Raw genomic sequence first — 12,859 nt, 5'->3', positions numbered from 1 at the left:
GAAGATGAAAACATGACAGAACCCCGCCGAATGGATGCTGTAATCGAAGAGATTTCTGACTACGTGCTCCATCAGGAGATTGACAGTTCAGAAGCTTTCACTACGGCAGGACATGTGCTTCTTGATACGATAGGCTGCGGAATTTTGGCGCTCAGCTATCCCGAATGTACAAAGCTGCTCGGCCCGATTGTCCCGGGAACCTCCGTGCCCAACGGCAGCAGAGTCCCGGGCACGCCTTTTGTTTTAGACCCGGTCACGGCTGCCTTTAATATCGGCTGTATCAACAGGTGGCTCGATTATAATGATACGTGGCTTGCGGCCGAATGGGGGCATCCGTCTGACAATCTCGGAGGCATATTGGCTTGTGCGGATTATATATCCAGAGTGCGGATTTCAGAAGGGAAAGAACCGCTTACCGTGCGTGATGTGCTTTGCGCAATGATCAAAGCGCACGAAATTCAAGGAATTCTCGCTTTGGAAAACAGTTTAAACAGAGTCGGGCTTGACCATGTGCTGTTTGTGAAAGTGGCGACTGCGGCTGTTTGCGCACAAATGCTGGGCGGCTCAAGAGAGGAAATCAATAACGCCGTATCTCACGCTTGGATTGATAATTCAAGCCTCAGAACGTATCGTCATGCGCCGAACACCGGATCACGCAAATCATGGGCGGCCGGCGACGCGACGAGCAGAGGCGTATATTTGGCCCTTATGGCGCAAAAAGGTGAAATGGGGTACCCGACGGCTCTGACCGCATCTGGGTGGGGATTTCAAGACGTATTATTTAACCGTCAGGAAATGAAGCTTGCCCGCCGGCTTGGGTCCTATGTGATGGAGAATGTTTTGTTTAAAGTATCCTACCCGGCTGAATTCCACGCCCAGACAGCGGCGGAATGCGCGGTCCGGCTTCATCCGGAGGTGAAAGACCGCATCGAAGACATTGACAGGATCACGATTATGACCCATGAGTCGGCAATCCGGATTATCGATAAAAAAGGGCCGCTTCACAATCCGGCTGACCGGGATCACTGCCTCCAGTATATTACGGCAATCGGGCTGCTTTTCGGAGATATCACGGCGGATCATTATGAAGAGGAAACGGCGTCTGATCCGCGAATTGATACATTGCGGAGCAAAATGGAGGTGACAGAACATAAAGCGTACTCAATAGATTACTTAGACCCGAATAAGCGATCCATCTCAAATGCCGTACAGGTGCATTTTACAGACGGCACGGCTACGGGACGGATTGAATGTGAATATCCGCTCGGGCACCGATTCCGCAGAAAAGAAGCCGTTCCGAAGATTCTTGCCAAGTTTTCAGCAAACATCAGCACTCATTTTTCATTGAAGCAGCAGCGGAAAATCGAAGAGGCCTGTAAAGATAGCGGCCGAATGCAGAAGCTCAGCGTTAGTGAATTTATGGACTTATTTCTCATATAAAATAGGAGGGTGACAAACATGACGTGGATCGTCAGCAAGCAGTCGTCTCAAGAGGAGCTTGCAGAGCGGTTCCGTACGCTGATGGCAGCGCCGGATCTATTGCAGATTCCCGGCGCTCACGATGCGATGGCCGCTCTTATCGCCAAGAAAACGGGTTTTTCGGCTCTTTATTTATCAGGCGCGGCTTACACGGCGAGCAGAGGGCTGCCCGATTTAGGCATCATCACGTCGGCGGAAATGGCTGAACGGGTTAAAGATCTGGTCCGCTCGTCTGATCTGCCCGTCCTCGTCGATATTGACACGGGTTTCGGAGGCGTGCTGAATGCCGCCCGGACGGCGAAAGAAATGTATGAAGCGCGCGCGGCCGCCGTCCAAATGGAGGATCAGCGCCTGCCGAAAAAATGCGGACATCTGAATGGGAAGCAGCTCGTGCCGATTGAAGAAATGGCGCAAAAAATCCAAGCGGTCAAGCGGGCCGCGCCGACTCTTCTTGTTGTTGCGAGAACAGACGCCAGACAGCAGGAAGGGCTGGAGGGAGCATTAAAAAGGGCGTCCGCTTATATAAAAGCGGGTGCTGACGCTGTTTTTCCGGAAGCGCTCCAATCCGAAAGTGAATTCAGAGCGTTTTCCAAACAAATCAGTGTGCCGATTCTCGCAAATATGACTGAATTCGGACAAACGCCGTATTACAGTGCTGATGAATTTTCCGATATGGGCTGTCAGATGGTCATTTACCCGGTCACGTCACTCAGAACGGCGGCCAAGGCTTTTGAACGTATTTTCCGCCTTCTGAAAGAAGAAGGCTCTCAAAAAGAGGGGCTTTCGGATATGCAGACGAGAAAAGAATTATATGAAACGATCGCTTACCATGACTATGAAGAACTGGATCAATCCATTGCCAAAACGATACTGCCGGACGACTGAAAAAGCCCTTTTTTTGCAAGGGCTTTTTTTACAGCTTTTTTTTCCTGAACCGCGGGCTGACTTGATTGCGTTTCCGATCTCTGTACAGAATAAACCCGGCCAGGACATAAAGGCCGAACAAAAAAAACGCCAATCCGGCCGCCCCCTGAAGAAAAAGGGACGGAAACGGGGAAAACGCATGCCCGAATAATGCATCTCTCATCAGCTTAATGCCGAGCGCCGCGACAGCGCCGGGGAGGACCAGAATCAAAAGTGCAACAAGCCGGCTCATATTCAGAAAACCCCTTTACGATATGATTTCCTTTATTGTCCAATCGAAAAAATATTTTGTCAAGAGATCAAAACGTGGTAACATAGGGGTTGTGCAAATTATTGCAACGGGAAATACAGGTGTGCAAATTTTTTCATATAAAGGGGTATCGGGATGCAGAAGGTGCTGATTATAGGTGCTGGTAAAGGAGGCACGGCGCTCCTACAGATTTTGATGAAAACAAAACTGATCCGGATTATTGCGGTGGTTGACCAAGATCCGGAGGCGCAAGGGCTGCAAGAAGCCCGGAGATATGGAATTGCAACCTCATCAGATTGGAAACCCTACATAACTGAAGATATAGATATTATCATCCATACAACAGGCGATAAAGCGGTCATGGATGAGCTGCTCCATGAGAAAAAAGAACAAACCATCGTCATGCCGGGAAAATTGGCGTACATGGTGTTTCAGCTGATGGAGGAAAAACAGCAGCTTATCCAAATGCTGAAGTCGCAGACGTATAAGCATGACCGGATTTTTAATTCAACGCACGACGGCATGATTTTTATAGACGTCAACGAAACGATCATTTTATTTAATCAGATGGCAGAAAAAATGGTCGGCCGAAAACGGGAGGATGTCATCGGCCGCCAAATTAAAGATGTAGTGCCGAACACAAAGCTGCCGCGGATTCTGGAAACGAGAGAGCCGGAATATAACCAGAAGCAGCTTCTCGGCAAGCACCTGCAGATTGTTACGACAAGACTGCCGATCATTGACGAAGGCGGAAAGCTTCTCGGCGCGTTATGCGTGTTTAAAGACATCACCGACGCAGTTGAACTGGCGGAAGAGGTCACGAACTTAAAACAAATCCGCACCATGCTTGAAGCGATTATTCAATCGTCAGACGAGGCCATTTCCGTCGTTGATGAAAACGGCATCGGAATGTTAATCAACAAAGCGTATACAAAAATGACCGGGCTGTCAGAAAGCGAGGTCATCGGAAAACCCGCTTCCACCGATATCTCAGAAGGGGAAAGCATGCACCTGAAAGTATTGGGGACAAGGCGGCCCGTTCGGGGTGTGAGGATGAAGGTCGGCCCCAATAAAAAGGATGTCATCGTAAATGTTGCCCCCGTTATTGTGGACGGTATTTTAAAAGGCAGCGTCGGCGTCATCCACGACGTGTCAGAAATTAAAACGCTGACTGCTGAGCTGAATCGGGCGCGCCAGATTATCCGCACGCTTGAAGCGAAATACACGTTTGATGACATTATCGGCACGAGTGAACAAATGCTGGTCGCCCTTGAACAGGCGAAGCTCGGGGCGAAAACGCCGGCGACGATTCTGCTGCGGGGAGAATCCGGCACAGGGAAAGAACTTTTCGCCCACGCCATCCATAATGAAAGCGACCGAAAATACAATAAATTCATCCGGGTCAATTGTGCGGCCCTGTCTGAATCCCTGCTTGAATCCGAGCTTTTCGGCTATGAGGAAGGCGCGTTTACGGGCGCGAGGCGCGGGGGCAAAAAAGGACTTTTTGAGGAAGCGAATAACGGCAGCATTTTCTTAGATGAAATCGGAGAGCTGACCCAAAGCACCCAGGCAAAGCTGCTCAGAGTTCTGCAGGAAAAAGAAATTATCAGAGTCGGCGGCGCTAAAGCGATTTCTGTCAATGTCAGAATTATCGCAGCGACAAACGTCAACATCGAAAAGGCCATGGCGGAAGGCGCGTTCCGTGAAGACCTGTATTACCGGATTAACCGCTATCCGATCTCAATCCCGCCGCTTCGGCAGCGCAAAGAAGATATTGAAGCGCTGAGCATTCGGCTCATTGAAAAAATCAATCAGGATTACGGCCGCAATGTAAAGGGGCTCACGCCGAACGCGCTGCGAGCTTTATCAGCCTACAGCTGGCCGGGAAACGTACGGGAGCTTGAAAATGTTCTCGGACGGGCAATGATATTTTTAGAGCCGCACATGGAACGGATCGAACAGCAGCATCTGCCTGTTTTCGAATCAGAGCTGAATGAAAAAAACGGCACCCAAAGTGATTTTCCGGATATAGAAGGGGAAAAGCTGTCTCAGGCTGTTGAAAAATTTGAAGCGCACGTCATTCAAAAAACGCTTGAAAAGCATAAATTCAACCGAACCAAAACGGCGAAAGCGCTTGGTGTCAGCATTCGGAATCTGTACTACAAAATGGACAAGTACGGCCTTGCAAATGACGGCATGCAATAAGTTGCAGAGAAAGCGCAAACAGCTGCATGTGTTCTTGAAAAAAGCCGGAATAAACCCTTTCGCATATTTGGCACGGAACTTGCATTGTTAAAAGCGGATTCGCACAAGAAAGGTGGTACAAAATGAAGCTGAAAGACCTAGTTGAAAAAGCCGCGGCAAAAAACGCAAAAACCATTGCAGTGGCCCACGCAGCAGATAAAGAAGTGATCCAGGCCGTCAAAATGGCGGCAGAACACTTGTCGGCACGATTTTTACTGACGGGTGACAGCGGAAAGCTGAAAGAGCTTCTGGCAAATGAGCCGAAGTTCAATGCTGACATCATCCACGCCGATTCACCCGAAGAATCTGCGGCAAAAGCAGTGCGCGCAGTGCGTGAACAAGAGGCGGACGTTTTAATGAAAGGGAATCTCCCGAGCTCAACTCTTCTGAAATCGGTTTTAAACCGCCAGGAAGGGCTTCGTTCAAAAAGGGTGTTATCACATGTAGCCGTTTTTGAGGTGCCGGACTATGACCGGCTGATGTATGTGACTGATTCAGCGCTGAACATTGCCCCGTCTCTTGAAGAGCTCGGGCATATTCTGCAAAATGCGGTTCATGTCGCACATTCTGTAGGGAACCCTATGCCGAAAGCCGCAGTCCTTGCCGCTATTGAAACGGTTAATCCGAAAATGGAGGCGACGCTGAACGCGGCTGCGATCGTCCAGATGTGCAATAGAGGACAGATTACCGGCTGCATTGCGGACGGACCGCTTGCTTTGGATAATGCCGTATCCCAAGCGGCTGCGCTGCAAAAAGGGATTTCCGGAAGCGTAGCGGGCCAGGCGGATATTCTCTTGGTTCCTTCAATCGAGGCCGGAAATATGCTTTATAAGTCAATGATTTATTTTGCGAAAGCAAATGTTGCTGCCGTCATCGCCGGTGCAAAAGCGCCGATCGCATTAACGAGCAGAGCGGATACCGCAGAAAATAAACTGTATTCAATTGCGCTTGCGATTTGCGCATCACAAGAACAGTAGGAGGAACGAACCTATGGAAATTTTCAAATATATGGAGACTTACGATTACGAACAATTGGTATTCTGCCAAGATGAACAATCCGGATTAAAAGCGATCATCGCGATTCATGATACGACGCTCGGCCCTGCACTCGGCGGAACAAGAATGTGGACATATGACAGTGAAGAAGCGGCGATTGAAGATGCACTGAGACTCGCAAAAGGCATGACTTATAAAAATGCGGCTGCCGGTTTAAACTTAGGCGGCGGGAAAACCGTTATTATCGGAGACCCGCGCAAAGATAAAAATGAAGAAATGTTCCGCGCGTTCGGCCGCTACATCCAAGGCTTAAACGGAAGGTATATTACGGCGGAAGACGTCGGCACCACCGTTGAAGATATGGACATTATTCATGATGAAACAGACTATGTAACCGGAATTTCTCCGGCATTCGGTTCATCAGGAAATCCGTCCCCGGTTACGGCGTACGGCGTCTACAAAGGGATGAAAGCCGCAGCGAAAGCGGCGTTTGGCACTGATTCACTGGAAGGTAAAACAATTGCCGTGCAAGGCGTGGGAAATGTGGCTTACAATCTATGCCGCCACCTTCACGAAGAAGGCGCTTCTTTAATCGTAACGGATATCAATAAAGAATCTGTTAAACGTGCCGTTGAGGACTTCGGCGCCCGCGCAGTTGATCCCGGCGACATTTACTCACAGACGTGCGATATTTATGCCCCATGTGCTCTCGGCGCCGTCATTAACGATGACACGATTAAACAGCTGAAGGCGAAAGTCATTGCGGGAGCGGCCAATAACCAGCTGAAAGAAACACGTCACGGCGATACCATTCATGAAATGGGAATCGTGTACGCTCCGGATTATGTCATCAATGCAGGCGGCGTCATCAATGTGGCCGATGAGCTTTACGGCTACAATGCTGAGCGGGCTTTGAAAAAAGTTGAAGGCATCTATGCAAACATTGAGCGGGTGCTCGATATTTCCGCGCGTGACGGCATTCCGACATACTTAGCGGCCGACCGTCTGGCTGAGGAACGAATTGAACGCATGCGCCGTTCAAGAAGCCAGTTTCTGCAAAACGGCCAAAGTATATTAAGCAGACGATAGGAATTTGATCTGGAGGTATGAAAATGTTCGAAAAGGAAAAACGCATTCTCATTCTGAATCCAGGCTCAACATCAACGAAAATCGGTGTCTTTCACAATGAACGCTGTATCTTTGAAAAGACGCTGCGACATCCCGAAGAAGAGCTGAAAACATTTAACGGCATTATCGACCAGTACGAATTTCGAAAAATAAGCATTCTTGAGTCTTTGCACGAACAGGGCATCAACATTTCAAAGTTTGATGCCGTTTGTGCCAGGGGCGGCCTGCTCAGACCGATTGAGGGCGGCACATATGAAGTGAATGACGCCATGATCACTGATTTGAAAAACGGCTACAACGGCCAGCATGCTTCTAATCTGGGCGGAATTATTGCCAGGGAAATAGCTGACGGACTAAATATCCCCGCGTATATCGTCGATCCGGTCGTGGTGGATGAGATGACTCCGCTCGCTAAAGTATCAGGGATGCCTGAAATCAAGCGGAAAAGCATTTTTCATGCTTTGAACCAAAAAGCTGTTGCCCGTCAGGCGGCGGCGTCCCTCGGCAAACGGTATGAACAGATGAAGATGATCGTCACTCATATGGGCGGCGGCATCACAGTCGGTGTCCATGATTGCGGACGGGTGACGGATGTCAACAACGGGCTTCACGGAGAAGGGCCCTTCAGCCCGGAGCGCGCGGGAACCGTTCCTGCGGGTGATTTGGTGGAGATGTGTTTTTCCGGCAAGTATTCAAAAGCCGATATGATGAAAAAACTTGTCGGCACGGGCGGACTCTCCGGCTACCTGGGGACAACGGACGCGGTGAAGGTGGAAAAACGCATTCAGGCCGGAGATGAGCATGCGAGGCTCATTTATGACGCCATGGCTTATCAAGTAGCAAAAGAAATCGGGGCGGCAAGCGCCGTATTAAAAGGAAAAGTAGACATTATCGTCCTGACGGGCGGATTGGCGTACGGGAAAAGTTTCGTATCCGCCATCAGATCGTACATAGATTGGATTTCGGATGTACTGGTGTACCCGGGAGAAAATGAACTGCAATCTCTCGCGCAAGGCGCGCTTCGGGTTTTAGCCGGTGAGGAGCAGTCAAAGCAATATCAGATCGGCGAAGGAGTGAAAACAAATGGCGACTGAATATGATGTGGTCATTCTGGGCGGCGGGACGGGCGGTTATGTAGCCGCCATCAGAGCGGCCCAGCTCGGCTTAAAAACGGCCGTTGTAGAAAAAGAAAAGCTCGGCGGAACATGCCTGCATAAAGGATGTATCCCGAGTAAAGCGCTGTTAAGAAGCGCGGAAGTGTACCGAACCGCAAAGGAAGCGGCAGCATTCGGCATTGAAACGGAAGGTGTCTCCCTCCGCTTTGACAGCGTGCAAAAACGAAAGCAGGGAATCGTTGACCGTCTGGCCGGCGGTGTCGCCCACTTGATGAAAAAGGGGAAGATTGATGTATTCAACGGGTACGGACGTATGCTCGGCCCTTCCATCTTCTCACCTCTTCCCGGTACGGTTTCCGTCGAATACGCAAATGGTGAAGAAAACGACATGCTGATACCGAAACAATTGATTATCGCAACCGGTTCAAAGCCGAAAATGCTGCCGGGTTTAGAAGCAGACGGTACATATATTCTGACATCAGATGAAGCGCTTGAGCTTGAGCGTCTGCCCCAATCCATGTTGATCGTCGGCGGCGGTGTCATCGGAATTGAATGGGCATCCATGCTGAACGATTTCGGCGTCAATATCACTGTGATTGAATATGCGGACCGCATTTTGCCGACTGAAGACCATGATATTTCAAGCGAGATGGAAAAACTGTTAACGAAAAAAGGAATTAAGATTGTAACGGGTGCGAAAGTGCTTCCGGATACATTGGAAAAAGCGGACGGCGTTTCAATTGCCGCTGAAAAGAATGGAAAAAAAGAAACGTATCACGCGGAACAAATGCTTGTTTCCATCGGCCGCCAGCCGAACATTGAAGGGATCGGCCTTGAAAACACGGATATTGAAGCGGAAAACGGTTCTATCATCGTGAACGAAGCCGGGCAGACGAAGGAATCGCACATTTATGCGATCGGTGATGTTGTGGGCGGTCTTCAGCTTGCACATGTGGCCTCCCGTGAAGGCATCATTGCCGTTGAGCATATGGCGGGTCTTAATCCGGCTCCGCTTGATGCAGCTCTTGTGCCGAAATGCATTTATTCAAATCCGGAAGCGGCGAGTGTCGGTCTGACAGAAGAGGAAGCAACCCGAAAAGGACATGAACTGAAGATCGGGAAGTTTCCGTTCATGGCAATCGGAAAGGCTCTTGTATACGGAGAAAGCGATGGCTTTGTGAAAATCGTTGCCGATCGGAATACAGATGATATTCTCGGTGTTCATATGATCGGCCCGCACGTCACCGATATGATCTCTGAAGCGGGGCTTGCCAAGGTGCTCGACGCGACGCCTTGGGAAATCGGCCAGTCCATACATCCGCATCCGTCGCTTTCAGAGGCGATTGGAGAAGCTGCGTTAGCCGCAGACGGAAACGCGATTCATTTTTAAAAGGAAAGAAGGAGGGGTTTGAATGACTACAAACCGCCATCAAGCATTAGGGCTCTCTGACGAAGAAGCCGTTGAAATGTATAGAACCATGCTGTTAGCCAGAAAAATCGACGAAAGAATGTGGCTCTTAAACCGCTCGGGCAAAATTCCGTTCGTTGTTTCATGTCAAGGACAGGAAGCGGCTCAAGTAGGCGCGGCCTATGCTTTAAACCGTGATACCGACTATGTGCTTCCTTACTACAGAGATATGGGAGTTGTGCTTGCATTCGGTATGACTGCAAAGGACTTGATGATGTCCGGTTTTGCGAAAGCGGCTGACCCGAACTCAGGCGGAAGGCAGATGCCTGGCCACTTCGGGCAAAAGGAAAACAGAATCGTAACGGGCTCATCCCCTGTGACAACGCAGGTGCCTCACGCAGTCGGAATCGCGCTTGCGGGACGCATGGATAAAAAGGATATCGTCTCTTTCGTAACCTTTGGAGAAGGATCTTCCAACCAGGGGGATTTTCACGAAGGGGCAAACTTTGCCGCCGTGTATAAATTGCCGGTCATTTTCATGTGTGAAAACAATAAGTATGCTATTTCTGTTCCGTATGACAAACAGGTGGCGTGCGAAAATATTTCCGACCGCGCAGCAGGCTACGGCATGCCGGGAGTCACAGTTGACGGAAACGACCTGCTGGAAGTTTACCGGGCCGTGAAAGAAGCGCGCGAACGGGCATCTAAAGGCGAAGGTCCTACATTAATAGAAACGGTTTCCTACCGGTTGACGCCCCATTCCAGTGATGACGACGACAGCAGCTACAGAGAACGCGAAGAAGTAGAAGAAGCAAAGAAACAAGATCCGCTTCTTTTATATAAAGCATACTTGCAAGAAGCCGGGCTTCTAGGTGAAGAAGAAGAAAAGACCATGCTGGATGACATCATGGCTATCGTAAACGAAGCGACAGACGAAGCGGAGAAAGCGCCATACGCATCTCCTGAATCAACGCTTGATCACGTTTATGCGAAGTAGGGAGGAATACTTATGTCTGTAATGTCTTATATTGACAGTATTAATGCAGCAATGAAAGAAGAAATGGAAAGAGATCCGCGCGTTTTTGTTCTCGGGGAAGATGTCGGGAGAAAAGGCGGCGTGTTTAAAGCCACGGCGGGTCTCTATGAACAGTTCGGAGAAGAGCGGGTGATGGATACGCCGCTTGCGGAATCAGCGATTGCCGGTGTCGGGATCGGCGCCGCGATGTACGGCATGCGCCCGATTGCCGAGATGCAGTTTGCCGATTTCATTCTGCCTGCGGTCAACCAAATCATTTCAGAAGCGGCCAAAATACGCTACCGTTCAAACAATGATTGGAGCTGTCCGATGGTCATCAGAGCGCCTTACGGGGGCGGCGTGCACGGCGCGTTGTATCATTCCCAGTCTGTGGAGGCCATTTTTGCCAACCAGCCGGGTCTTAAAATTGTCATGCCTTCAACTCCTTATGACGCAAAAGGGCTGTTGAAAGCCGCAGTCCGTGACGAAGATCCGGTGCTGTTTTTCGAACATAAGAGGGCGTACCGTCTGATTAAAGGCGAAGTCCCTGCGGATGATTACGTCCTTCCGATCGGAAAGGCGGATGTAAAACGCGAAGGCAGCGACATTACTGTCATTACGTACGGATTATGCGTCCATTTCGCTCTGCAGGCTGCCGAGCGTCTTGAAAAAGACGGAATTTCCGCGCACGTATTAGATTTGCGTACGGTTTATCCGTTAGATAAAGAAGCCATCATTGAAGCTGCGTCTAAAACCGGAAAAGTATTGCTGATCACAGAAGATACGAAAGAAGGCGGTATTATGAGTGAGGTCGCCGCCATTATTTCTGAAAACTGCTTATTTGATTTAGACGCGCCGATCAAGCGGCTTGCAGGTCCTGATGTTCCGGCAATGCCTTATGCGCCGACAATGGAAAAATACTTCATGATGAATCCTGACAAAGCAGAAGCCGCGATGAGAGAATTAGCGGAGTTTTAAAGACGTAAGGAGGTTTTTGACATGGCGATTGAACAAATGGCTATGCCTCAGCTCGGAGAGAGCGTGACGGAAGGGACGATCAGCAAGTGGCTGGTATCCCCCGGTGATCAAGTGAATAAATATGACCCCATTGCGGAGGTCATGACGGATAAAGTGAATGCGGAGGTGCCGTCTTCTTTTACCGGTACGATTACAGAACTTGTAGGAGAAGAAGGCCAGACTCTTACAGTCGGCGAGATCATCTGCAAAATTGAAACGGAAGAAACGGAAACCGAAGAGGCGCCGAAGCGGGAAGAAGAGCAGAATACCCCTTCAGACACCGATGCAAACCGTCAAGGTAAAGATCAGTCAAATAAAGCGCGTTATTCACCGGCCGTGCTCAGATTAGCAGGAGAACACGGCATTCAGCTTGAAGAAGTTGAAGGAACGGGTGCAGGCGGAAGAATTACGCGAAAAGACATTCAAAAGATCATTGATTCGGGAATGCAGCAGAAGTCGGAAGCACCGGCGCCGGCCGCCGTTCAAACAACGCAACAAGCGCTGAAACAACAGCAAAAACAAGCGCCGGCGCCAGCTCTGTCAGCCGGTGATATTGAGATTCCGGTTACAGGCGTCAGAAAAGCCATCGCCGCCAATATGCATAAAAGCAAAACAGAAATTCCGCACGCCTGGACGATGATGGAAGTCGACGTCACGAACATGACGGCGTACAGAAACAGCATAAAAGACTCATTTAAACAGAAAGAAGGCTTCAATTTAACATTTTTCGCTTTCTTTGTAAAAGCGGCGGCGCAGGCTCTCAAAGAGTTCCCGCAGATGAACAGCATGTGGGCGGGAGACAAAATCGTCCAAAAGAAAGACATCAACATCTCTATTGCCGTTGCCACGGAAGATTCGCTGTTTGTTCCGGTTATTAAGCATGCTGATGAAAAAACGATTAAAGGCATAGCCAGAGAAATAACGGACCTTGCGAAAAAAGTGAGAAACGGAAAACTTACCGCGGAAGATATGCAGGGCGGCACATTTACCGTCAATAACACGGGATCTTTCGGCTCAGTTCAATCTATGGGCATTATCAACCATCCGCAGGCGGCGATTCTTCAGGTAGAATCTATCGTCAAACGTCCGGTTGTCATGAATAACGGAATGATTGCCGTTCGTGATATGGTTAATCTTTGCCTGTCTTTAGATCACAGAGTGCTCGACGGGCTCGTGTGCGGCCGATTCCTCGGACGCGTCAAAGAAATCTTAGAAAACATTGACGAAAATACTTCAGTCTATTAAAAAAACTCCTTTTGCCCGGGCGGCAAAAGGAGCTTTTT

Annotated in this window: 11 protein-coding genes; 10 read left to right on the top strand and 1 reads right to left on the bottom strand. The window is 49.5% G+C overall.

Going from position 1 to position 12,859, the window contains the following annotated elements; all coding sequences use genetic code 11:
* Positions 1–12: 12 nt before the first annotated feature.
* Complete coding sequence (locus OWN49_RS10260) at positions 13–1,440, top strand: bifunctional 2-methylcitrate dehydratase/aconitate hydratase (protein WP_172802833.1); 1,428 nt, start codon at positions 13–15, stop codon at positions 1,438–1,440.
* Between the two features lie 18 nt (positions 1,441–1,458).
* The gene (prpB, locus tag OWN49_RS10255) at positions 1,459–2,364 is read left to right on the top strand and encodes a methylisocitrate lyase (protein ID WP_025649861.1); all 906 of its coding nucleotides are present in this window, start codon (positions 1,459–1,461) and stop codon (positions 2,362–2,364) included.
* Positions 2,365–2,392: 28 nt separating this feature from the next.
* Here prpB and OWN49_RS10250 read toward each other — a convergent pair whose 3' ends face one another.
* Positions 2,393–2,635, bottom strand: coding sequence for a DUF2627 domain-containing protein (locus tag OWN49_RS10250; protein ID WP_007408378.1), 243 nt, complete (start codon positions 2,633–2,635; stop codon positions 2,393–2,395).
* Between the two features lie 153 nt (positions 2,636–2,788).
* On the opposite strand from OWN49_RS10250, the gene OWN49_RS10245 reads away from it, so the two are divergent.
* From OWN49_RS10245 to OWN49_RS10210, 8 genes are all read left to right on the top strand, one after another.
* Positions 2,789–4,858: a sigma-54 interaction domain-containing protein gene (locus OWN49_RS10245; RefSeq protein WP_025649862.1), complete on the top strand. Its 2,070-nt coding sequence runs from the start codon at positions 2,789–2,791 to the stop codon at positions 4,856–4,858.
* A 122-nt stretch (positions 4,859–4,980) separates the two neighbouring features.
* On the top strand, positions 4,981–5,874 hold the full coding sequence (gene yqiS, locus OWN49_RS10240; protein WP_025649863.1) for a phosphate butyryltransferase: 894 nt from the start codon (positions 4,981–4,983) through the stop codon (positions 5,872–5,874).
* Between the two features lie 13 nt (positions 5,875–5,887).
* Positions 5,888–6,982 carry a branched-chain amino acid dehydrogenase gene (gene bcd, locus OWN49_RS10235; protein WP_173613040.1) on the top strand — a complete coding sequence of 365 codons (1,095 nt, stop codon included), beginning with the start codon at positions 5,888–5,890 and terminating at the stop codon, positions 6,980–6,982.
* 17 nt (positions 6,983–6,999) lie between these two features.
* Complete coding sequence (buk, locus tag OWN49_RS10230; RefSeq protein ID WP_094247799.1) at positions 7,000–8,115, top strand: butyrate kinase; 1,116 nt, start codon at positions 7,000–7,002, stop codon at positions 8,113–8,115.
* Positions 8,105–9,526: a dihydrolipoyl dehydrogenase gene (gene lpdA / locus OWN49_RS10225; RefSeq protein ID WP_176283422.1), complete on the top strand. Its 1,422-nt coding sequence runs from the start codon at positions 8,105–8,107 to the stop codon at positions 9,524–9,526. The genes buk and lpdA overlap by 11 nt, the downstream gene beginning before the upstream one ends.
* 22 nt (positions 9,527–9,548) lie before the next feature.
* Positions 9,549–10,541, top strand: a complete 993-nt coding sequence (locus OWN49_RS10220) for a thiamine pyrophosphate-dependent dehydrogenase E1 component subunit alpha (protein ID WP_070082089.1) — start codon at positions 9,549–9,551, stop codon at positions 10,539–10,541.
* A 12-nt stretch (positions 10,542–10,553) separates the two neighbouring features.
* Positions 10,554–11,537: a 3-methyl-2-oxobutanoate dehydrogenase subunit beta gene (gene bfmBAB / locus OWN49_RS10215; RefSeq protein WP_003153216.1), complete on the top strand. Its 984-nt coding sequence runs from the start codon at positions 10,554–10,556 to the stop codon at positions 11,535–11,537.
* Positions 11,538–11,558: 21 nt separating this feature from the next.
* A complete protein-coding gene (locus tag OWN49_RS10210; RefSeq protein WP_176283421.1) occupies positions 11,559–12,821 on the top strand; it encodes a dihydrolipoamide acetyltransferase family protein in 1,263 nt (420 codons plus the stop codon).
* Positions 12,822–12,859 lie beyond the last annotated feature (38 nt).

The sequence above is a fragment of the Bacillus sp. NEAU-242-2 genome, assembly GCF_027853835.1.
Classification (GTDB): Bacteria; Bacillota; Bacilli; order Bacillales; family Bacillaceae; genus Bacillus; species Bacillus velezensis.
Note: the sequence above shows the minus strand (reverse complement) of the source record. Positions and strands in the feature narration are given on the sequence as shown.